The organism is Gemmata palustris, assembly GCF_017939745.1.
Classification (GTDB): domain Bacteria; phylum Planctomycetota; class Planctomycetia; order Gemmatales; family Gemmataceae; genus Gemmata; species Gemmata palustris.
This window is the reverse complement of sequence record NZ_JAGKQQ010000001.1, coordinates 2711923-2734804: the sequence shown is the minus strand read 5'-3', so window position 1 is coordinate 2734804 and position 22882 is coordinate 2711923. Positions and strand designations below refer to the sequence as shown.

At 64.3% G+C, this 22882-nt stretch carries 18 protein-coding genes; 14 read left to right on the top strand and 4 right to left on the bottom strand.

Going from position 1 to position 22882, the window contains the following annotated elements; translation table 11 throughout:
* The first annotated feature begins 31 nt into the window (after positions 1-31).
* Both J8F10_RS11150 and J8F10_RS11145 read left to right on the top strand, forming a co-directional pair.
* Positions 32-814, top strand: coding sequence for an AMP nucleosidase (locus tag J8F10_RS11150; RefSeq protein ID WP_052559894.1), 783 nt, complete (start codon positions 32-34; stop codon positions 812-814).
* Between the two features lie 149 nt (positions 815-963).
* Positions 964-1971, top strand: coding sequence for an MBL fold metallo-hydrolase (locus J8F10_RS11145; protein ID WP_210653899.1), 1008 nt, complete (start codon positions 964-966; stop codon positions 1969-1971).
* 3 nt (positions 1972-1974) lie between these two features.
* Here J8F10_RS11145 and J8F10_RS11140 read toward each other — a convergent pair whose 3' ends face one another.
* The 3 genes from J8F10_RS11140 to J8F10_RS11130 are packed head-to-tail and all read right to left on the bottom strand — an operon-like array spanning position 1975 to position 3699.
* On the bottom strand, positions 1975-2526 hold the full coding sequence (locus tag J8F10_RS11140; protein WP_210653898.1) for a RipA family octameric membrane protein: 552 nt from the start codon (positions 2524-2526) through the stop codon (positions 1975-1977).
* Positions 2527-2545: 19 nt separating this feature from the next.
* A complete protein-coding gene (locus tag J8F10_RS11135; protein WP_210653897.1) occupies positions 2546-3034 on the bottom strand; it encodes a DUF1572 family protein in 489 nt (162 codons plus the stop codon).
* Between the two features lie 26 nt (positions 3035-3060).
* Positions 3061-3699, bottom strand: coding sequence for a hypothetical protein (locus J8F10_RS11130; RefSeq protein ID WP_210653896.1), 639 nt, complete (start codon positions 3697-3699; stop codon positions 3061-3063).
* Between the two features lie 117 nt (positions 3700-3816).
* Between J8F10_RS11130 and J8F10_RS11125 the strand changes: the two genes are divergently transcribed.
* Genes J8F10_RS11125 through J8F10_RS11115 form a run of 3 tightly spaced genes read left to right on the top strand, consistent with a single transcriptional unit; the run spans position 3817 to position 7392 of the window.
* On the top strand, positions 3817-4863 hold the full coding sequence (locus J8F10_RS11125; protein WP_210653895.1) for an ABC transporter substrate-binding protein: 1047 nt from the start codon (positions 3817-3819) through the stop codon (positions 4861-4863).
* Positions 4860-6347 (top strand): sugar ABC transporter ATP-binding protein, encoded by a 1488-nt coding sequence (locus J8F10_RS11120; RefSeq protein ID WP_210653894.1) that lies wholly within the window; start codon positions 4860-4862, stop codon positions 6345-6347. The genes J8F10_RS11125 and J8F10_RS11120 overlap by 4 nt, the downstream gene beginning before the upstream one ends.
* A gap of 40 nt (positions 6348-6387) precedes the next feature.
* Positions 6388-7392: an ABC transporter permease gene (locus J8F10_RS11115; protein WP_210653893.1), complete on the top strand. Its 1005-nt coding sequence runs from the start codon at positions 6388-6390 to the stop codon at positions 7390-7392.
* 9 nt (positions 7393-7401) lie between these two features.
* Here J8F10_RS11115 and J8F10_RS11110 read toward each other — a convergent pair whose 3' ends face one another.
* The gene (locus J8F10_RS11110) at positions 7402-9825 is read right to left on the bottom strand and encodes a bifunctional serine/threonine-protein kinase/formylglycine-generating enzyme family protein (RefSeq protein WP_210653892.1); all 2424 of its coding nucleotides are present in this window, start codon (positions 9823-9825) and stop codon (positions 7402-7404) included.
* Positions 9826-9946: 121 nt separating this feature from the next.
* On the opposite strand from J8F10_RS11110, the gene J8F10_RS11105 reads away from it, so the two are divergent.
* From J8F10_RS11105 to J8F10_RS11065, 9 genes are all read left to right on the top strand, one after another.
* A complete protein-coding gene (locus J8F10_RS11105; RefSeq protein WP_210653891.1) occupies positions 9947-13456 on the top strand; it encodes a caspase family protein in 3510 nt (1169 codons plus the stop codon).
* Positions 13457-13509: 53 nt separating this feature from the next.
* On the top strand, positions 13510-15039 hold the full coding sequence (locus J8F10_RS11100; RefSeq protein ID WP_210653890.1) for a hypothetical protein: 1530 nt from the start codon (positions 13510-13512) through the stop codon (positions 15037-15039).
* Between the two features lie 113 nt (positions 15040-15152).
* Positions 15153-16550: a hypothetical protein gene (locus tag J8F10_RS11095; protein ID WP_210653889.1), complete on the top strand. Its 1398-nt coding sequence runs from the start codon at positions 15153-15155 to the stop codon at positions 16548-16550.
* Positions 16551-17231: 681 nt separating this feature from the next.
* Positions 17232-17663 (top strand): hypothetical protein, encoded by a 432-nt coding sequence (locus J8F10_RS11090; RefSeq protein WP_210653888.1) that lies wholly within the window; start codon positions 17232-17234, stop codon positions 17661-17663.
* A 66-nt stretch (positions 17664-17729) separates the two neighbouring features.
* The gene (lpxB, locus tag J8F10_RS11085; RefSeq protein ID WP_210653887.1) at positions 17730-18875 is read left to right on the top strand and encodes a lipid-A-disaccharide synthase; all 1146 of its coding nucleotides are present in this window, start codon (positions 17730-17732) and stop codon (positions 18873-18875) included.
* Positions 18876-19184: 309 nt separating this feature from the next.
* The gene (locus tag J8F10_RS11080) at positions 19185-19865 is read left to right on the top strand and encodes a metal-dependent transcriptional regulator (protein ID WP_210653886.1); all 681 of its coding nucleotides are present in this window, start codon (positions 19185-19187) and stop codon (positions 19863-19865) included.
* A gap of 210 nt (positions 19866-20075) precedes the next feature.
* On the top strand, positions 20076-20234 hold the full coding sequence (locus J8F10_RS11075) for a hypothetical protein (RefSeq protein WP_210653885.1): 159 nt from the start codon (positions 20076-20078) through the stop codon (positions 20232-20234).
* 243 nt (positions 20235-20477) lie between these two features.
* Positions 20478-21260, top strand: a complete 783-nt coding sequence (gene hisF, locus J8F10_RS11070) for an imidazole glycerol phosphate synthase subunit HisF (RefSeq protein ID WP_210653884.1) — start codon at positions 20478-20480, stop codon at positions 21258-21260.
* A 75-nt stretch (positions 21261-21335) separates the two neighbouring features.
* The gene (locus tag J8F10_RS11065; RefSeq protein WP_210653883.1) at positions 21336-22535 is read left to right on the top strand and encodes a type IV pilus twitching motility protein PilT; all 1200 of its coding nucleotides are present in this window, start codon (positions 21336-21338) and stop codon (positions 22533-22535) included.
* Positions 22536-22882: the final 347 nt, after the last annotated feature.

Genomic DNA, 22882 nt, shown 5'->3' with positions numbered 1-22882 from the left:
GCACAATCAGCGGACCTCTCGGAGCGTGTGCATGAAGACAAAAGCGGAGATCGTGCTGGACTGGCTGCCGCGGTACACGGGGCGCCCGGTCGAGCAGTTCGGGAAGTACATTCTGCTCACCAATTTCGCGCACTACGTCGAGTTGTTCGCTGCGAAGTACGGGGTCGAGATCGTCGGGCGCGACCGGCCCATGACGTCCGCGACCGCGGAGAACATCACCATCCTGAACTTCGGGATGGGCAGCGCGATGGCCGCGACCGTGATGGACCTGCTCTCGGCGATCGAGCCGAAGGGGGTGCTGTTCCTGGGCAAGTGCGGCGGTCTGAAGAGTACGAAGGTCGGCGACTTCATCCTGCCCATCGCGGCGATTCGCGGTGAAGGGACGAGTCACGATTACCTCGCACCCGAAGTGCCCGCACTCCCATCATTCCGGTTGCAAGCCGCAGTTGCGGCGGCCAGCAGCAAGCACGACATCGATTACTGGAGCGGTACCGTTTACACGACGAACCGCCGCGTGTGGGAACACGACGACCGGTTCAAACAGTACCTGCGGGACATTCGCGCCAGCGCAATCGACATGGAGACCGCGACGATTTACGTGGTCGGGTTCGTGAACCGAATCCCGAAGGGCGCCCTCCTTCTCGTATCGGACAACCCGATGACGCCCGAGGGCGTGAAGACGTCCAAGAGCGACGCCACCGTCACCGAGATGTTCGTCCGCAAGCACCTGGACGTGGGAATCACGGCGCTGATGGAGCTGCGCGACTTCGGAACGTCCGTGCGGCACCTGCGGTTCGAGGAGCGGCCGCACTGATTCGGCCGACCCCGACCTTGCGGTCGGCGCCCACTGCTGGTGAACCCCGACCGCAAGGTCGGCGGGTGGAGCGAGTCGGGATCGCACTATCCGCACCATACACCCACCGACCTTGCGGTCGGGGTTCACCGGATCGTGAGGAGTTCGCTGTGCCCCTGACATTCCAGGTTCTCGGCCAGCCGGGGCGGGATAACGCGCTGTTCGTGAAGGTCGATACCGGCCAGTCGCAAACGCGGCTGTTGTTCGATTGCGGCGACGGGTGCCCGCACCAACTCGGCCCCACCGACTTGCGCGAAATCGACCACCTGTGTTTCTCACACCTGCACATGGACCACATCGCGGGCTTCGATTTGTTCTTCCGGCTGAACTTCGATCGCATCACAAAAGAGAACCGCATCTGGGTGCCGCACGGCAGCACCGAGGTTATTCACCACCGGCTTCGCGGGTTCATGTGGAACCTCGTGGACGAGAAACAGGAGGGTGAGTGGTTTGTTTCCGAGATCGGGCCGGATGCGGTGCGCGAGGAGCGGTTTCTCGCGAAAGAGGGCTTTCGGACCGCGCACGCGACGCCCGAACGCCCGCGCCAGGGGCACACCGTTATCGAGAGCGACGGCTTCACGGTGGAGGCCGTGCTGCTCGATCACGGGACGCCATCGGTGGGTTACTTGGTGCGGGAGGCCGATCGGGTGAACGTGGATACCGCGAAACTGGCCGCGAAGGGGCTGAAACCCGGCCCCTGGCTGAAGCGACTCCGCGGGCCGAGCGCGACACCCGGCGAAACCATTGAGATCGGTGGCGTTGTTCACCCACTGAGCGCGCTTCAAGCGGAACTGCTCGTCACCACACCGGGCGACTCGATCGCGTACCTGACCGACTTCCGCATGACTCCCGCGACGGCGGACGAACTCGTTCCGTGGCTCCGCGGGGTGAACACAGTGGTGTGCGAAAGTCAGTACCGGGCCATCGACGCAGACCTCGCGGAACGGGTGATGCACTCCACCGCGGAAGAAGTCGCGTCGATGGCGGCGCGGGCCGAAATCGGGCGTCTCATCCTGTTCCACTTCTCGGACCGCTACGACGCGATCGCGCGCCGAGAAATGCTCGCCGATGCGCGTGCGATCTTTGCGAACGCCACGTTGCCGGACGGGTGGGTGTAAGGTTCACTTGAGCCGCTGCTCCAGGCGCCGGAGCTTGAACATCACCCACGCAAGTGCTGCTGCGAGCACCACCAGTCCGATGCGCTCGACCGTGATGCCTTCCGTGGTGGTCTGTACGTGGTTCCTCACCAAGATCCACACGAGGAACGCGACCCAGGTACAGGCGAACAGGAACGGCACTGCCAGCGCGAGCGGCTTGGAGAGCGAGAACCCGTCGCGGCGCCCCGGTCGAACGTAGCCGTCGAGCGTGGCCTTGTACTCGGGCACGAGCACCCTGATGCGCGAGTTGATGTGTTCGCAGTACGTCCAGTGGCGCTTTTGGATGACGATCCACAGCAGCGTGAACAGCAGTCCCACGACCGTGATCGGCAGGAAGAACCCGATCGCGGGTTCCTTGTTGTACATGATGCCGCAGATTGTCAGCAGCCCGGTTTCGAGGAACGAAAAATAGTTCAACCGGTCGTGGAACAACCGCTCCTCGTGCATCCCGTGCTGCCAGAGTCGATTCACTTCGTCGGCCGAAGGCGGCTTCGGCGGGGCGTCCGCTTCGGTCATGAGTCGACCCCAATCGTGGTCAGCGCGGCCCGGCGAACTGGTAGTCGGCGCCGAGGACGGTTCGCGTGGTGTGAATGATCTCTTGAGTGTGCCCACGGAAGTGGGCGACGCTCCGCACCACCGCCTGAATGCCGGTCCAGTCGTAAGCGTTCACGCGGCGCATACTGGTAAGCTGTTCGTCGGGGGCCGACACGACAGCGGCTTTGGCCGCCGCGACCGCGGCCGTCAACCGGTGGAGCAGTTCGGCCTTCGGCACGACGTCGCGTGCGGCGAACTCGGCCGGGCGGTCGCGGGTGTCGGGCGCCCCGGTAAGGTTGTTCGCGATGATCTGCTGAATGTTCCCCGTGAGGTGCAGAACGAGATTGCCGATCGCGTTCGTGCCGTCCGGCGGGCGCCACCACACTTGCGCATCGGTCAGTTGGTTCACGCAGTGAACGATGCGCGAGAGCGCTGCGTCCAGTTCGTCGCAGACCGCGTGGTTGAGAGCGGAGCGGAGGTCGCCGGCCATTGTTGTGTCCTCGCGGGGTCCGTCGGTTACAGAGAGTGAATCGCCCAGACGGTCCAGAGCGTGAGGCCGAAGAGCAGCCGCAGTCCGATCTGGACCGACACCCACCACAGCGACGCATTGAGCGTGCTGCGGTAGTCCTGCAAGCTCTTCCGCACCTCGTCGTCCACCATTTTGTGCGGGTTCACCAGACCGAGCGTGAGCGCGCGGACGACCGGACCCTTCCAACCGAGCCACGTCTCCGCTTGGTCAAAATACTTTACCGTTTCATCGTGATCGAACTTACCCACGCGGACCACAAAGTAGACGTCCACCGCGAGCATCGGCACGAGCGGCACGAAGATGATCGGCACCCACCACCACTCTTGTTGCAACTGCGGCCCGGTAAGGACCGCGAGCGGGAAGATGGCCCGCGACACGATCAACTGGACGACCGTGAGGGCCAGCGCGAGGATCGCGGGGCGGAAGAACGACCAGTTCAGGATGAGGCTGCTGTGCTCGCTGAGGCGCGCGATGAGCTTGGGCCACCGCCCCTGGACGCCGATCAGAATGCGCACCGCGTTCACGTACACGTCCCAGCGCCGCACGAGGCTGATGACGAACATCAGCGTCACGTAGAAGTCGAAGACGCGGATCAGGTTAATGGGCGGTGGCGGTTCGGGCGGCATTGGTCCGGCGCTCGCGTTGGGTCGCTCAACCCCGTTGTATCGACTCGCGCGCCCCGGTAACTTGACCCGCGCGTGCTCTGCGTGTACCTTCTGCGAACACTCTCCCACGGGGCACTCATGCCGCGTTCGCTCTACTTTCTCTTCGCCGCCGTGCTCCCGTTCGCGCTCGGGTGCGCCAAACCCGAGGCGCAGTTCACGATCGTCGTGATCCCAAAGGGGATGACGCACGAACACTGGCAATCGGTGCGCCGAGGGGCCGAGCGCTGCGCCGAGGATCTCCGGGCCGAAGACGGCACCACGGTGCGGATCATCTTCGACGGCCCGCTGCGCGAGCGCGACGCGATGGAGCAGATTCGGATCGTCGACCGGCGCGTGGCGACCGGCGCGAGCGGCATCGTGCTCGCCCCTCAACACAGCCGGACGATGACCGCGTGCGTGAAGCGCGCCGCGGACGCGGGCGTGCCCGTCGTCGTTATCGACTCCGGCCTCGATGACCCGGACCATTTCACCAAGTACGTTGCGACGGACAACTACAACGGCGGGTGCATCGCCGCCCGGCACCTCATCGGCACACTCAAAGCGCAGGGGAAGGACAAGCCGAAGCTGATCCTGTTCCGCTACGCGATCGGCTCGCAGGCCACAGAGGACCGCGAGAGGGGGTTTGAAGAGACCGTGAAGAAAATTTGCCCGGACGCGGTCTGGCTCTCGACGGACAAGTACGCCGGGGCGACGCGCGACTCCGCGATGAAGGAGGCCGGGCCGCTCATTGTTCAGTTCGGGAGCCAGGTGGACGGAATCTTCGCGCCGAACGAGTCGTCCGCGTCGGGCACGGTCGATGTGTTGCGCTCGCAGGGGCTGAACAAAAAGGTGCTCGTGATGGCGTTCGATGCGAGCAAACCGCTGTTGCAATCCATCCAAGAAGAGGACGTGATCGGCAGCATTCTGCAAGACCCGTACCGCATGGGTTATCTATCGACATGGTACTGCGTGCAACACCTGCGTGGGCGCGACGTGAGTAACGGGCGAAAAGACATGAGCGAGAGCACCGGCGAGTACCTCGTTACGAAGGAGAACCTCAATTCGGCGTTCACGCTCGGGCTCTACGACCCCGTGGCCCAGGCCAAGCGCACGACCGAAGAATTGCGGAAGGGGCCGAAGCGATGAGTGCCGTGCGTCTCCGCATGACCGACATCCGCAAGAGCTACGGGCCGACGGCCGCACTGCGCGGCGTGGACCTCGAGTTGCGGCCCGGTGAAATTCACGCGATCGTCGGCGAGAACGGCGCGGGTAAGTCCACGCTCATGAAGATCCTCTCGGGCGCGGAAGAGCCCGATACCGGCGCGATGGAGCTCGATGGGGGGCTCTACCGCCCGGCCGGGCCGCAATCGGCACGCGAGTGCGGCGTCGCGATGATTTATCAGGAACTCGCGATCTGCCCGGACCTCACTGTTGAAGCGAACGTCACGCTCGGGCAGGAACGTAGCGGGTACGGGTTCCTCACATCTAGCGCCAATCGCGCGCGGGTCGAGTCGGCACTCGCGCAACTCGGGCACCCGGAGATCCGACCCGATGCGCCGATCGCGACCCTCAACCCCGCGGGGCGGCAAGTGGTCGAGATCGCCCGCGCGCTGCTTTCCGATGTGAAAGTGCTCGTACTCGACGAGCCGACCAGTGCGCTGACACAAGAGGACGCGGCGCGGCTCTTTGAGTTGGTGAAGTCGCTGAAGGCACGGGGCGTCACGGTCGTTTACATCAGCCACTTCCTCGAAGAACTCGACGCCATTGCGGACCGGTTCACGGTCCTGCGCGACGGACAGGCGGTCGGCAGCGGGCGCTGGGGAGATGTGACGCGCGAGCGGGTCGTCGAGATGATGGTCGGGCGCACGGTCACGGAGCAGTACCCGCGAACGCCGCACGAAATCGGCGCCCCGGTACTCGAGCTCACCGACCTGAACGGCGAGGAACTGCCGAACGGCGCGAGTCTCACGCTGCGCCGCGGGGAGATCCTCGGTATCGCGGGGATCATCGGTTCCGGGCGCACGGAACTGCTTCGCGCGGTGTACGGCCTCGATCCCGTTCGCGCCGGTCGGGTGAAAGTGGGCGCGCACAGTAGCGAACGCGCGACCCCCGCGGAACGCATTGAGCAGGGCGTAGGGCTGGTGAGTGAGGATCGCAAGACAGAGGGGCTCGCGCTCAACCTGTCGATCAGCGATAACGTCGCCCTCAGCCGACTCGATGGGGGCGCAACGCTCGGATTCCTGTCGCGTTCCTGGTTGCGCGCTGCGGTCGGTGAAGTTCTCGCGCGCTTCGGCGTGAAGTTTCGCGACGCGGACCAGGCCGTAGGCGATCTGAGTGGCGGGAACCAGCAGAAGGTCGCCATTGCCCGCCTCTTCCACCAGCGCGCGGACGTGCTCCTGCTCGATGAGCCGACGAAGGGCGTGGACGTGGGGAGCAAGGCCGACATCTATCGGCAAATCGGTGCCGCTGCCGCGGACGGTAAGGCGGTGCTAGTGGTGAGCAGCTACCTCCCCGAGCTGTTCGGCGTGTGCGACACGCTCGCGGTGATGTGCCGCGGAAAGCTCTCGGCTGCGCGCCCGGTTGCAGAATGGACCCCGGAACAGGTGATCGCCACCGCGACCGGGGCGTGATCTCGGAATTGGCCCGTCAAGAAACCCAAAGTGGCTCGCAATGTCTACCTCTCCGGCCGGATCTCCTGCGAAGTCGTTTAGCCTCCCTACCGGTCCGTGGATCGGGTTCGCGGCAGTGCTGGCGCTGTTCACCGCGCTGATCGGAATTCAGGGCGAACTCGGTACGTTTTTGAGTCTCGGCAACCTGCGCGTGATGCTCCACGAAGGAACTGTGCCCGCAATCGTCGCACTGGGAATGCTGCTCGTGCTCATCAGCGGGGGCATTGATCTGTCCGTCGGCGCAACGGTCGCGCTCGTTACTGTGGTCACGATGCGCGTCTACACCGCGATGTACACTTCCTCCGGCCCGTCACCCACGAACAGTTTGGTCGCGATCGTGGCCGGGGTAAGTGCGGGTGGCGTGTGTGGTCTCGTAAACGGCTTGCTCGTCACGAAATTGCAACTCCCGCCGTTCGTTGCGACCCTCGGGATGTTCGGGATCGCCCGCGGGATCGCGGTGTGGCTCGCGGGGCGGACCACGCTCCCGTTCCCGCTCGGCGGAAGCCCGGAATGGGTGGATACGGTGGGACGTGTGTCGCTCACGAACCCCGGATTGTGGTCACTCGTGTTACTAGCGATTCTGACGGCCGTGCTACTCAAACTCACTGTCTTCGGGCGCCACCTGTACGCAGTGGGGTCGAACGAATCGACCGCCCGTTTGTGCGGCGTGAACGTGACGCGAACGAAACTGCTCGTTTACGCGCTCGCGGGGCTGCTCACCGGTTGGGCGGGTGTGATTCTCTTCGCCCACAGCAACAGCGGGAACCCGACGCTCGGTGAACAACTGGAACTCGACGTGATTACGGCTGTTGTGATCGGCGGCGCGAGTTTGTCGGGCGGGAAGGGGACCGTGGTGGGGGCGATGCTCGGCGTGCTGATTCTGATCCTCATCAAGAACGGTGTGAGCCTCTTCAACGTTCCGGTCGAAATGCAGTACGTCCTCATCGGCGCGCTGCTCATCGCGAACGTGAGCCTGAACCGCTGGCGGCAAGGGAAGGGGCGGTGAGACGCGGCCTCATGGCAGTGCGAGAACGACGCGGAAACTCGTGTACGGCCCCGCGGTGATCGCGGCTTGCGGTTGCGTGGTGCGTTCCGTCTCTAGCATTTTGAAGTTCAGCGGGCGGTCGAGGAAGAAGCTCCGGCCGCGCAAAATGACCTTGTCCATTTCGTCGAGCGGGTCCGTGCCAAGAACCTTCCGTTTGCCGGCGCGCGTCAGGACGGTCCGCGTCCATTCGCGGCCGTTGCCGGCCATATCGAGCAACCCGTAGCGGTTCACATCAGCTTCGGTCGTTGCGCGCTTCACCGGACCGGGCACGTCCTTATCGATCCACGCCCGCCCCGGGGGGAGCGTCGGCCCGGTTTGGCCGTCCTGGTCGTGGAAGCCGGCCGCGTGGTCCCACTGTTCGTCGGTCGGGAGGTCGCCGCCGAATACCTTTCGCGCGAATTCCTGTGCGTCGCGGGCCGTTACGTTCACGACGGGGGTGCCGTCGCCACCCGTGTACAGCTTGTTCGTGACCTTCGTTTCCATGATGTAGAACGGCGCCACGTTCGGTCCCGGTTGTCCCGTGATGAGCCGGAACCGGACCTTCTCGTTATTCCTCTCGACGAACACCCACTCGGGTACCCGTTTATCAGCGAGTTGTACCTCCTTCGCGCCCGGCTCTGGTATCGTGCCCGCGGGGAACAGCAGTTTCGGTTCCGGCTTCGGAGGTACATCGGGCAGGTTGTTCGCTCGATCGACTACTGCGACGGCCGCCCCGCGAATGACGTCTCCTGTGGGCGGAACGGCCGGGGGGACATCCGGGCCGGGTGGCTTCGGGTTCGGATTGGGTTGATCGGTAGAGGGTTTCGTGGCTATCTCGGGCTGGGTCGGGTTGATTCTCGGCCCGCCGAACACGGCCCAAATGCCGAACGCGACGAGCGCGGCCAGCGCGACCGTTCCTCCGGCAATGAGTGGCCACGCGCGCCGCGATTCGGTGGGCGCGTACTCTTCTGGAAGCGGTTCCGCTTCTGGAAGTGGTTCCGGTTCGGGGCGCGGTTTTCGGCGCAGTGAATCGATGACAACCGTTCCGCCCGCGACGCCGGTCTCCGGCATCGGCAGGCTACCGCTCGCGAACGCGCCGGCCGAACCAAACACGGGGGGGAGTGGCGGGTTACCGTGATGTGAAGACCCACGGCCCGCAACTCTGCGCCCACCGCCTGCAAAGGGCAGCCCGAGTGCGTCCGCCAGATCCGCGGCGAAGTCCGTGCAGGTCGGGTGGCGGTCCTGTGGTTTTGCGGCCAGTGCTTGGCGCAACACCGCGCGTTCGGCTTCCGTCACCGTTTCGGTGAATTCGTAACTCCCCTCCTGGTGCGCAATCATCAACTCCACGAGCGGCCGGGGCCGCAGGGGGGACCGACCCTGTCTCAGTTCGACATAGGCGAACGCGAGACTGTAAAGGTCGCTGGCCGGCCCGCCCTCGCCGCCCCAAATCTCGGGCGCCATATACGCCGGTGTCCCGGCAAGACTCATCGACTCAACGACTTGCGCCTGGGCGCGCGCGAGGCCGAAGTCCGCGAGTTTCGCGTGGCCGTGGAGGATGAGGATGTTGTCCGGCTTCACGTCGCGGTGGGTGATCTTCTGTGAGTGGAGGAAATCGAGCCCCTCTGCGGCTTCCGCGATGTACTGGAACAGTTCATCCGCCTCGACGCCCGGGCGCCCCTGAGCGAGATACTCCTTTAAGCGCCCGCGGAGCGTGCCTTCGGCCAGCTCCATCACAATGTGGAGCCGGTTGTTCGTGACCCAGAAGTCTTCCGTCGCGAGCAGGTACGGGTGGCGCAAGTTCTTGATGAGTTCGAGCGATTTCAGTTCGCGCTGCCCGGCCTCGCGGTCGGCGGACTGGAGCAGGATCTTGATGGCCCGCTCGATGCCGCTGGGCTTCTTCCGGGCCAGCCACACCTCGCCGTACATTCCGCGGCCCAGTTCGCGCACCAGTTCGTACTGCTGCGACATCGCGACGACGCTCTCGGCCATCGGTTCCCACGGGCGGGGGCCGCCCTCGGAGATCGTTCCCGACGAGACGACCGCGTCCAGTTCGGTCTGAATCGCGTCGAATTGGCCGGGGAAGCGGTCGCGGTACTCGGTCGCGGGGGGCCGGGCGCCGGCCCGAACCCGGCACCGGAACTCTTCGAGTATGAGCGCGGCCGAGACCCGATCCGCGGGGCCGAGTTCCGGGTAGCGCGCGAGGTAGTCTTCGATCTTCGGCTGTTCGCCCCGCTCCCACCGGTGCCCCAGGTCGCGCGCGACGAGGTCCGTGAGGAGCAGCCGGCGCGCGTCCCCGATCAAGCCCGCGAGGAACGGCTCCCAGTCGGTCACCCCGCCGCGCCCGAGCGCGCGCTGGAACTCCTCGGACCGTGCCGTCACGCGGTTCTTGTCGTCGTCGGATAACGTGTCGAACATCGGTCTCGTTCCGTTCACCGGGCGGCAAAGTAATGCGATTGTACTTGAAACTGTCGGCACCCGCTCGCGTATGCTATTGAGGTCGGCCGCGCTTCGGCCCGCACGAAACCCACGAACCGCTATGACCGTGAACGCACTCTTTTTCACCATTGCCGCTGCGACGTTCTTTGTGGAGCCGGCCGCGGCACAGCAGTTCGACCGGCGCTCGCGGGAGGAACCGGAAATCGTTGTCGAGGCCGGCGGGCGCGTCGGGCCGTGTGACGTGCTGCGGTTCACTTCGGACGGGAAGTACCTGTTCGCGGCCGGCGACGACAAAGTCGTGCGCGTGTGGCCGCACGCGGCAGCGGGCCTCGAAACGGACCGCGTGAAGGTGCAAACACTGCGGTGGCGCGCCTGGCGCGAGCAGCGCGGCGGGATCAAGGCCGTGAGTGCCACGCCCGATGGCAAGAGGGTCGTGGTCGGCGGTTACGGGATGAAACCGAGCACGGTCGCGGTGTTAGATCGCGCGACCGGGGATACCGTTGCCATTACGTGGCCCGTGTCGCGCGAGGGGGACGCGAACTTCAACGTGGTCACCGCGGTCGCGTTCCATGCGGACGGGAAGCGCGTCGGATTCGGAACCGCCGACGGGAGCCTGTGGATTTGGGATACGACACGATTAGAAAAATCGGACCCGGACGGGCGCAGCGCCGCGCCCCCCGTGCGCGTGGGGAAACACGAGCCGCCGAAAGACCTCGCCGCGACCGCGGGCTTCAACCTCCCGCGGCTCATCTATTTCCCCGACAAGCACACGCTCGTTTCGGTCGCGCAGAGCGGGCAGGTTTATTCGTGCCATCTAGTGAGCACCGTGGCGGATGCGCCCAAACAGGCACCGCCCGGGAAAGAGCTCTTCAACGTAAACGCGACGCAGCGGGACGACGCCCGCGTTTACCGCGCGGAACTCATCGACGACGGGAAGTGGCTGCTGATTGCGAGCGTCGATGCGAAAGTGCTGCTGTGCAGTGCCGATGGCACGAAGACGATCAAACTCGCGCTCGGCGCCAACCAGTTTCCGCGTAGTGTCGCATGGCAACCGAAGACGCGGCAACTCGCGGTCGGTGTCGGTGCGGCCCTCCCGACCGGGGACAAGCCGCGATTCTTTTCTGATGGGGACGATCAGATTTGGATCTACGCAGATCCGCTAGCGGAACCGGACCTACAACCACGCAAGTTCCACCACGCGGGCCGGGCCGAAGCACTCGCGTTCCACCCCGCGGAACCCCACCTCGCCATTGCGGGCGGTGAAGCGGACGAAATCACATTGCGGAGGCTCACCGATTGGGACAAACCGCTGAGCGTGGTTCGCGGCGCCGGGCGCCGACCGTGGGCCGTGAACGTATCCGAGAACGGCAAGATCGTCGGCGTGCAAGTCGAGCGCGACCCAAAGTCTATTGATCCGAACGCCCGCGGCACGGGAGCGTGGACGCGCTTTGACCTGTCTCGTCTCAAACCGACGCTCGACGAGAACCAAGTGTGGATGAATCCGCGCCCCGAGGCGGACGGGTGGACCATCGTGCCCCACGAAAAGAACCGGTTCATCTGGTTCGCCGAGCGCACGCGCGAGGGCAAAACCGAGCGCTTGCGGCTCGCGCTCGACCGGAACCGCGATCAGGCGCCGACGTGCTTCACGTTCCTTCCCGCTTCGGCCGATTACCCGACGCGCGTGCTGATCGGCCACTATTACGGCTGCACGCTGTTCGAGTTGGTACCGGACCGTGCGAAAGACGGTGCGGTTTCGGGCACGAAAGTGTTCACCGGGCACGCGGGCGAGGTCACGTCGGTAGTGGCATCAAAGGATCAGTCGTGGTTCGCGACGGGCGGAACGGACCAGACGCTCGCGGCGTGGTCATTGAAGGACTGGAAGAAGAGCGAACCGGGCCTCGGCGCGAAATTCGAGGACAGGGACGGCGTCGCTGTTGAGGTTGTCGAATCGGGTTCGCCGGGGTGGGAAGCTGGGCTCCGCGTCGGTGACGTGCTCGACTTGCTCGTGGTGGATAAATTCATCGTGTTCGATCGCCGCAAGGGGGCGCGGGTCGGGACGGTCGCGGCCGCGCTCGATGCACTCAAAGCTCCGCAACCCGGCATCGAACTGTTCTTCGGGATCGCGGCCAAAGAGAAGTCCGCGCGCCGGGACACGCTCACCACCGTGCGGCAGCGCCCGCTGTGGAAGTGGTTCCCCGCGTTCGACGCCCAGAACCACATGAACGACTGGGTCGTGTGGATGTGGCACGGCTCGTACTACCACACGAAGACCGCCAACGGCGACCGACTCGCGGGCTGGCACGTCAACCACCCCGAACCCAGTGGGCGCCCAGAGTTCTACCAGCTCCAGCAGTTCGAGAAGCTGTTCCACCTGCCCGAAGTCATCGAAAAGCTCACCGAAACCGGCGACGCGGGAACTGCGCTGGTCGCGGCCCGCGGCGAAACTCCGGCCCTCGTACCGTTCACGAAGTACGAACCGGCGCCCGTGCGGGTCGCGCTCAAGGCCCTCGACGTCCAAAAGGTGGGGCTCCCGCTCACGATCTCGATGCGCGCTCGAGGGACGAACCCGGACCTGTTGCCGGAGCGCGTCGAGTTGTGGGTGAACGATCACCTCGCGGAGAGCTGGCCGCGACCGGGGCAGGTGCTGGATTCGACGAAGCCGTTCGACGTGCCGTACACGATCCCCGCGAACAAGTTCCGCACGGGCGAGAACCAAGTCACGGTGCTCGCGTTCAATGCGGCCGGCGGACGAGCCGAGGAAATGCAAGTCGTGCGAAACGCCCTCCCTCCCGCCGATGCGAACTTGCTCGCGCTACTCACGGCCGTCAACGACTACTCCGATACGCGCAAGAACGTAGCCGGCGCGCGGAAGTTCGGCGACCTCAAGAACGCGCACGACGACGCGACCGCACTCAGCACCGAGTTGGAGAAGTGTGCGGGGGCAAAACTCTTGTACGTGAAGGCGAAGATCGACCTGCAACTCGACCCCGAGCGCAAAACCTTTGCCGCGGAACTCGCACGCATCGCCGATGCCGCGAAGCCGGACGACACGCTCGTCGTGTTCTTCGCGGGTCACGGCGATCTGCTCATGCCGAAGGACGGAGCGCTCCCGCCGCGAGGTCGGGGGGTGCTCGTGGACGAGGGGGAGTTCCTGTTCTGTTGCCCGAATTACTCGCCCACGAAGCCGCGCGCGACCGCGTACTCGGCCGACGAACTGTTCGCCGCGCTCGCGAAGATCAATTGCCGCAAGGTGGTGCTCCTCGATGCGTGCCACTCGGGGCGGGCAACGACCGCGAACGTGCTCCGCCGGTGTGTGCCGAACGGACAGGGGCCGATGATTATCGCCGCGTGCGATTGGGGCGAGCAGTCCTACGAGCACCCGAAGTACGGCCACGGCCTGTTTACGTTCGCAGTACTCGACGCGCTCGACAAAACTAAAGGCTACCGCAAAGCCGACTACGATTCCGACGGCGCGCTTTCGCCGGAGGAGTTGTACGGCTACGTTGCGGCGAAGGTGCCCGATCTGCTGAAACGAGCCGGGCTGAAGGAGCCACAAACACCGGTGTGCTTCCCGCGCCAACTGTCGAAGACCCCACTGCTGAAACGGTGAGGGCGAACGGGAACGCTAGGTTGTCCGGTAGAACCGAGTCGGAGACCGTGTTTATGCCTCGCGTCGTCGCCGGCTTTGTTCTCACTTTGGTGCTCCTTTGTCCGGCGCTCGCGCGGGGGGCGGAGACACCGGACTATCGCGTTGCCGGTGACCTTGCGATCCGCGCGCGCGACATCCTGAAGCGGCACTGCGCGGAGTGCCACACCGGGAGCCTCGAACCGGGCGCGAGCAAACTCAAACTCACGGACCACAAGCAGGTCACGAAGAAGTCGCCGATCCCGTTCGCGAGCCCGAACGGGCGGTCGTTGATTCTCGAACTCGTGAAGGACGGCTCGATGCCGCCCGCGAACCGGCCGGGACCGGACGCGGACGAGATCGCGGTTCTCGAAAAGTGGGTGAACGCGAAGGCGCCCGCCTACCCGATCGACTTCGACGAGCGCACCACACTGGCCGCGATCGCCGACGACTTCGAGCGCGCGAGTGCGAACGCGAAAGCCGGCGAACCGGGCGAATACCTCCGCTACGTGTCGTTCGCGCACCGCATCGTTGACGGCAAGCCGCTACCGGATCTGGTCGGCGCCGATCAGCGGTTGCGCGAGGCCCTGAATGTGGTCTCCGGGTTATCCGTCGGCCCGGAACCGATCGACTCCACCGCGACCGTTTTTCGCATCGACACACGAAAGCTCGGTTGGCACACGCGCGAACTGTTCAACAAAATGGAGGGGTTCACGGTCGGCACCGCGGTGCGATTCCGGCCCTTCGACCTGATCCTTCTGGAGTACCCGCACGCGCGGGCGCTCGCCGCGAATGACCTGCTTGCTCCGCGCCTCGAAAAGTTGCTCGCGCGTGAGAGCCAGGTGCGCCCGATCCCGTTCGTCCGCGACGACTGGCTCACAGACGCGCTCGTCGGGCGTAATTTTCTTTCGCGCGCCGTGGGGCGCGGGCCGGACCCGACCCCACTCGCGGAAGACATCCGAGCACTGGCCGCACTTGAAAAGGCCATCGCGGGCAAAGCCGATGAACCGGACGGCCCGATCGCGCGACCGTTTGCAGGTGCGCGAGCCGTCCGTGTGTCCGCGTCGGTCGAGGGCCGGGCACCGATTCCGCCGCTCTCGGCGTGGTTCGCGGGTGACGTCGCGCCCGTCAAAGCCCCATTTGTGTTAAAGGCCGAACTCGTTATCGACGGCAAGCCGGTCAAACAAGTGAAGGCCAGCGAGCCGTTCCAGTTGCGGGTGTCTTGCGACCGCACAGTCTTCTTCACGTTGCTCCTAATACAAGCGGACGGGGACGTGCGCGTGCAGACGGTGCAGGGCGGGACCGTGCTCAAGGCGGATACCGAGCGGCTCCTCACACCGAACGGGAAGGGGTTCTCGATTTCAAGCATCCTCACTGGCGGCGACACGGGAATGGAACACTTCGTTCTGCTCGCGTCCGAGACCGAACTTCCACTGCCAACAGTGCTGCAGAGCAAGCATCTCGAGAAGCCGATTCGACGCTTTTTGTTCAACCCGACCGCGAAAGAGGCCTTTGACCCGAACGCGGTCGTGCGGAAACTGATTCCGATCGAAGTAACGAGTAAATGAGTAGTTCCGGGGAATCTGAAAACGTGCGAAGGAACGATTGAACCGAGAGTGTGCGTGGGGCCGATAAGTGAGGGCGTTGATTCCTTCAATTCTCACAGACACGGAGCATTCCCATGCGCCGGGTGCTTGCCCCAGCCCTCGTCGGCCTGTTGCTCGCGGGTACGGCCTCCCGCGCACAAGATCGATACGTGCCCTCGACCGTCGCTTTCGGGGGCGGCCAGCGCTACTCGCGTCCGCCCGTGGTGCCGTGCCCGCCGTTCGGCGTCGGCCCCTACACCCCGGGCGTTCCGAGTATGCCCGGAGTTCCGGTCGATCCGAACGCGCCGCGGATGGACCCGCCGGTTGCGCCGCCGGGTACCGACCCCATTATGCCCCCCGAAGCCCCCGCCCCGAACCCGCTCGAGCGCCGACTCCTCGATCCGTTCGCGCAAGCAACGGAGGCCGGGGGAGTCGCGCCTCGGACGTTCAACGAAAACTTCGACGGCGACTTTGGCGGCGTGTACTACAAGCGGCGCATCACGACCGGGTACACGATCGTGCCCCAAGTGGTCGGGTTCACGCAGCGCGTCACCGGGTACACACCGGTCACGACCACGACGCAGGTGATCGGGACCGATCAGCTCGGGCGCCTGGTCGTCACAAACACAGTCACGACCACGAACAACCCGATCATCGTGAACGACCCGGTCACGGTGAACACTCTCGTCGCGCAACAGCGGATCGCGCGCCTCACGCTCGCGGGCCGGTACAGTGGGGTACTGATCTCCGATAACGACAATCCGCGCCCACAGGACCGCATCTACGGCGGGTACAACTTTTACGACAACATCGGCGGGTCACTGAACCCGGGCTTGGGTCAAACCGACCTCCAGCGCGAGACGGTCGGCTTCGAGAAGACGTTCCTGAACGGCGATGCGTCGTTCGGGATGCGCTTACCGTTCGTGCAGCAGTACGGGCCTCCCGGTGTGGGCGGCACACAGAACGTCGGCGACCTGTCGCTGCTCTTCAAGTACGCCTTTTACAACAATCGCGAAACCGGCGACCTGATCTCCGGCGGCCTCATCCTGACCGTACCGACCGGGAGCGGGGACGCGACCCTCCTCGACGGCACGAAGGCACCGCACTCGGTGCTGTTCCAGCCCTGGGGCGGCTTCGTGCGGACCTTCGACCGCACGTTCGTCCAGGGGATCACGAGCCTCATCGTCCCGACGAGTAGCAGTGACCCGACGTTGTGGAACAACAGCGTCGGCGTCGGGTACTACCTCTATCGCACCACGGCCAACAACACTTGGCTGACCAGCGTCGCTCCGGTGGTCGAGGTCCACGTGCGCACGCCGCTGACGCAGCGGAACCCGGACGGACTCGTGTACCTGCAGGATCAGGTCAACATCACCAGTGGCTTCCGCTTCCGGTTCAACCGGGCGTCGTTCAGCACCTCGATTGGTGTCCCGGTTACCGGCCCGCGCCCGTGGGGTGTCGAAGCGATGTCGTTCTTCAACTACTCGTTCTGATAAACACGCAGAGATTCTGGTGCGACTTGCTGCCCACCTCGTCTGGATCTCGCTTCGGCGACCCAGGTGGGGTGGGCAAAGGGCTAACATTCGCTAACGTTTTGGCCCTGGGCAAATGTTAGCCATTTTGTTGTAAGTGGTTTTGCTCCCGGATCTTGTATTTTGAGTGCCTGTTAGTCATCAGTTACCCGCTCAATGTGGCCTGCCCGTATAGGGTGGCGGGTGATCGGGTCTGAGGAGCAACAGATTGGACGCACGACCCACGTTGTTCTCGACTTCACCCACTCTTACCCGCTGCCCTTGCGGGCAGCGTTCACCTCTAGTGGGGAATACCTCCAAAAACTACTGATAGTATACGCATTGCCATTGTCCTTGCCAAGTGAAAATGCACCCGATCGACGCTTTGCAACTAGCAACGATTACGTCGCAATTCTGCGAAAGGAATGGGCGGTACAAAGTCTCCAAATTCGCGCATCTCGGAAAGCCGCACGCATTACCACAATAATTCCTCACGGAATTGGGACGCGGCGTGAATTTCGGTTGACACATCCCGTTAGTCGGGTACTCTTAGAAACACCCGTTCATCCTCTAGGATCGCGCAGGACGTGCGATCGGCCAAGGTTGGCCGCGGATGCCTGGCTCCAGCCTTCCCCCCGTTTTTTCGGCTGTGAGGCACCGCTAATGTCGAACCCTACAAACGCCACGCAACCCGCAGTGGCGCCTGATGCCGGTCCTGATGCCGAACAAAAGTCCGGCGGAACCGGTTTCCCGGCCGATCGTCGTAAGCGCAACATTCCCGTTGCGACGGACCGACGGCGCGCCGAGAACGCAGCTGCCAAGCGCAAGAGCAGCGAGCGCCGTCGGCTCATTGACCCGACGACGTGCGAGCGCGATTACTCGGACGACGAGACCGAGTTCATGAAGGCAATGGACCGGTACAAGCGCGAGAACCGGCGCCCGTTCCCGACGTGGAGCGAGGTGTTGGAGGTGCTCCGCTCGCTCGGGTACCGCCGCGTCGCGGAGACGACCGATCTTCCCGGGCGCGGGTCCGGGGTGACCGCCGTCCCCGAACCCGTGGGCGCAGCCGTAACCCCGCCCCCGGCGAAGGGTTAGGCTGGTTGGCTCGCCCATCGCGGGCGAGCTACTGAACGCACCCTCAACGATGGCAGGGACGCCACGATGAAGCTGTTTCTCAGCGCTGGGGAGCCGAGCGGGGATCTGCACGGCTCCAATCTCGTCCGCGCCGTTCTTGCCGCACAGCCCGATTCCCGTGTCACCGCTCTCGGGGGCGGCCGCATCCGCGCAGCCGGCGCGGACCTGCTGTACCCACTCGCGAACTTCGCGGTGATGGGAATCAAAAACGTCGTGCGCGAACTGCCGACGTTCTTCCACATCGGCGATTTGGCCGTGCGCCACATCCGCGCGCAGAAACCCGACGCGGTCGTAATGATCGATTACCCGGGTTTCCATTTGGAACTCGCCAAGCGCATTCGCGATTTCGGCATCCCGACTTACTTCTTCGTTCCGCCGCAAATTTGGGCCTGGCGGCAGGGCCGCGTGCGAACCGTGCGGAAGTGCTTCACAGGTGTACTCACCGCGCTCCCGTTTGAAGACAAATGGTACCGCGAGCGCGGGGTGAAGACGCACTACATCGGGCACCCGTACTTCGACGAACTCGCCCAGCAGCAACTCGATCCCCTCTTTCTCACCCAGGAGCGAGCGAAGCCCGGTGCTCGCGTTGCGATCCTCCCGGGGTCGCGCAACGGGGAAGTTGCCGCGAACGCACAGATGATGCTCGCCGCAGCCCAAAAGGTCTACGCGGCCCGGCCCGACACGCGGTTCCTGATCGCTGCGTTTAATCAGCGCCAAGCCGATGCGGTGCGCGCGATCCTGCCCCCCGGCCTGCCGGTCGAGATCCAAGTCGGGCGCACGCCGGAGGTCATCGAACTGGCCGAAGCCTGTATCGCGGTGTCCGGCTCCGTGAGTTTGGAGCTGATGTACCGGGCGAAGCCGACGGTGGTGGTGTACCGCGTCGGGGCAGTCGCGTCATGGGCGCTATACCAGATCATCAAAGCGCGGTACATGTCGCTGGTGAACCTGCTGTTGAACGAAGAACTGTTCCCGGAATTCGCGACCTCGCGCGACAAGTCGTCCGAGATCGCGGGGCACATCCTCGGGTGGTTGAACGACCCATCGCGCCGGGCGGCCGTTGTGGATCGACTCGTGGAACTGCGGTCGCGTGCCGCGGTACCTGGGGCGTGCGACCGCGCTGCGGCGTTCTTGTTGGGGGCATCGAAGGAATCGCAAGTTCGACGTGCAGCTTAAAGCGACCGGTGTTGTGAGCCACTCCCGGTGCCCTAGCGCCGCGAGAAGGAAGAAGCGTTTTGACAGGATTAACGGGATCAAGAGCCAACGCGAAGCGCGTTTTAAATCCTGTCGATCCTGTTAATTCTGTCAAATACTTGGCCTGACTTTGTCTTCCCGCCGTTTGGCTGAAACACGGTGGGCGAGGGAAGATGAAGCCCAATTAGGTAAAGAGATAGGGTCCGGTTTCTTGGTTTCTTGAACTCCTCACGGCGCTCGCGTGTTTGGGTTCGTTAAGATGACGTGGGCGAACCCGCACGGAGTTTCGGCATGCCCGATCAGCCGACGCAAGCCGTTCAGGACTATTTGAAGGCCATTCACCGGCTGGGCGGCGCGGACGAGGGCGTCGCGTCCGGCAAGATCGCGACCGCACTGGGCGTTAAGGCGCCCTCGGTCACGGGAATGCTCAAACGGCTCGCGGACGCGGGGTGGATCGAGTACACGTCGGGAACGGGCGCGAAGCTCTCGCCCGAGGGCCTTTCCGAAGCGCTCCGCGTGATCCGGCGTCACCGGCTGGTGGAACTCTTCCTCACGCAAGTCTTGAAGCTCGATTGGAGCGAGGTGGACGCAGAGGCCGAAGCGCTCGAGCACGCCATTTCCCCGCGCCTCGAACAGGCGCTCGCCGACTACCTGGGCGAACCGCACGAAGACCCGCATGGGCACCCGATCCCGTCGCGCACCGGCGAACTGAAGTCGCGAAATCTCAAGCGCCTGTCGGAGTTTCGCGCCGGGGATGTGGTCGTTGTGCGCGAAGCGCAGGACGACAACCCCGACCGGCTCCGGCACTGGCGCACGCAAGGGTTGACCCCTGGTGCGCGGGTCCGCGTGCTCGCGTATCAGGAACTCGACGACCTCTTTGAGGTCGAAGTGGACGGCACGCTGATTCGCCTCGGTAGTGAGGGGCTCATCGGCCTGCGCGGGGAACTCGCCGCTTCAAACAGCGCGCAATAAGCGCCCTGTCAACTTCGCATGTGCCGGTTTTACCGCATTCAGCGGGTACGATAAAACTGCCGAAAAAGCCGTCACTACAAGCAAATTAACCCGCACCATTTTCCACTCCGCGCGGTTGACCGCCCCAACACGTGATCTACGGTTCGGGTGTCCTCAGACATTCGCCCGCCTGTCCTCACCCAAACAAGTCGCCTACAGCCGAAGTGGAGAATGCTCGTGTTCCAGTTGCTCGCGTGCAACATTGCGTGCCTTACCATTGCGGGCCTGTACTACGCATACCGCGACGTGTACCTGCACCGCCGGAAGCGCGAAAAGCTCAACGACCGGGTCGCGTACATGCTGTGGGTTGCGGCGAACCGGATGGCGTGAAACACCAAGATTTCGCCTCTCCAAGCGGCTCGGTTCCAGAAGGACCGGGCTGCTCACGTTTCTGGGGGCTGGTTTCCCGGAGGTGGGCGCCCAATTGTCGCCCAAGGTGCGCCCGGTCAACAAACCGGCGCGCAAAACGCTGAACGCCGTTGAAGCCACGGGCGCTGATTGACCAGTTCCACCCCGGCCGGTACGATCAACTCTGTGAGCGCCGTTCATTTTCTTGACTTTACCGCGGACCCGATGTTCACAAAGCGGATCATTCCTTGCCTCGACGTGGATCGCGGGCGCGTGGTGAAGGGGACCAATTTTGTGGACCTGCGCGACGCGGGCGATCCGGTTGAGGTCGCCCGGCGGTACGACGAGCAAGGTGCGGACGAACTCGTGTTCCTCGACATCTCGGCGAGCCATGAGGGGCGCGCGATCATGCTGGACATGGTGCGCCGGGTCGCGGAACAGATCTTCATGCCGTTCACCGTCGGCGGCGGCATTCGGACCATCGAGGACGCGACACAGCTCATCCAGGCGGGCGCGGAGAAAGTCAGCCTGAACTCTGCCGCGGTGAAGACCCCCGAACTCATCGCCGAGGTGAGCCGCAAGTTCGGCACCTGTGCGACCGTCGTGAACATCGACCCCAAGCGCCGACCGCGCCCCGACGGGTCCGGCGAAACGTTCTTCGAGGTTCACATCAACGGCGGGCGCGTGCCGACCGGCCTGGACGCGGTCGCGTGGGCGCAGCGGGTGGTCGAACTCGGTGCCGGTGAGATCGTGCTCACCTCGATGGACGCGGACGGCACGAAGAACGGCTACGATCTCCCGATGCTCGAAGCGGTGAGCCGGGCCGTCAACGTGCCGGTGGTGGCCAGTGGCGGGGCCGGGCACCCGGAGCACCTGCGGCTCGCGTTCGAGGCCGGGGCGGACGCGGCGCTCGCGGCCAGCATCTTCCACTACAACGAGCACTCGATTCCCGACACCAAGGCGTATCTCGCGGCGCGGGGCGTACCGGTGCGGATCGCCCGCGCCTGATCGCGCGAAATGCCCGGCGGCGAGCGCCGTCCAATTCATGCCTCTCGAATTTGCTGAATCAAGGAGTTTCTTTCGATGCCTCCTGCGACACCAGCTTCACCTCCGCCCCCTCCGGCGCCCTACGTTCCCATCCCGATCAACTCGCCGGAACCGGGTTTGAAGGTCGCGGCCACGATTGCCGGCGAGCCGCAAATCAACCAGTTGTTCCGCACGGTGATGTTGCACAAGGGGTCCGACCTGCACCTGAAGGCCGGGCTCCCGGGGATGATGCGGCTCCGCGGCGTGATTCAGAAGATGAACACGCCGGTGCTCACGCAGGAGACGCTCGAAAAGCTCATCTACCCGATCCTGCGGGACAAGGACAAAAAGGTTCTCGACGACACCGGCGGCGCGGACTTCGCGCACGTAATCGGCAACGACGAGGCGCGCTACCGCGTGAACCTGCTGAAGCAGCGGGGCAAGTTCGCGATGGTCGCGCGGCTCGTGAACCAGAGCATCCCGACGTTCGAGAAACTCGGGCTGCCGGCCACGATCGAAAAGTTGTGTCACTACGAACAGGGCATGGTGCTGCTCGCGGGCGTGACCGGGTCGGGCAAATCGACCACGATCGCGTCGATGCTCGACTACATGAACGGGACGGAAGCGCTCCACATCCTCACGATCGAAGACCCGATCGAGTTCGTGTTCACGGACAAGATGTCGATCGTGAACCAGCGCGAGGTGTTCCTGGACGTGTGCGACTGGCACACCGCACTGAAGCACGCGGTCCGCGAAGACCCGGACGTGATCCTCGTGGGTGAAATGCGCGACTCGGAGACGTTCGAGGCGGCGGTCCACGCGGCCGAAACCGGCCACGTCGTGTTCGGGACGATCCACGCCTCGAACGCCTATAGCACGGTGGACCGCATCCTGGGGCTGTTCCCGCCGAGTCAGCACGGGGCGGTGCGCCAGTCGCTGGTGTTCAACCTGCGGGCGGTGGTGGCGCAGAAGCTCGTGCCGTCGTGCATCCCGGGCGTGCAGCGAGTGCCGACGAACGAGATCATGATCGTGAACCCGAGCATCCGCGACATCATCCTGAAGGCGCAGGACGCGAAACTCCTGGACGCGATCCGCGCGTTTTACAACGAAGGCATGATGGACTTCAACAAGAACCTCGAAGACCTGTGTTTGGGCGGGCGCATCGACAAGGCGACCGCGCTCGAGTTCTCGCCCAACCCGGAGCAGCTCCGCATGGCCCTCAAGGGTATCAAGGTCGCGGCGAGCGGCCTGGTCTGACCGGTCTTAGTTGGAAAATGCGGTGCGGAGCCTCGGTGCCCACCGCATTCGTTTGGTGGCGTCTGCCCACTTACCAGCCGTGCTGGAATTGGTACTCATCGCACGGCGCGCAGATCACTTCTCCTGCTCGGGTTCGGAACCCGAGCAGATTTCGCTTCAGGTAGAGATCTGCGGGTAGCTTCTTCCGGTACTTCCGCCCAGGAAGATCTGGGTTGAAGAAACATGTTTCACCGCGGGTGGCGCACGCGGCAAGCTGCCCGCAAAATGGGGAATCGCGAGGCGCGCATAAACTGCAGCCGCTAAAAAGAACTGCACGCGAAAGACTTTGATTTACCCCGTTGAGAAGG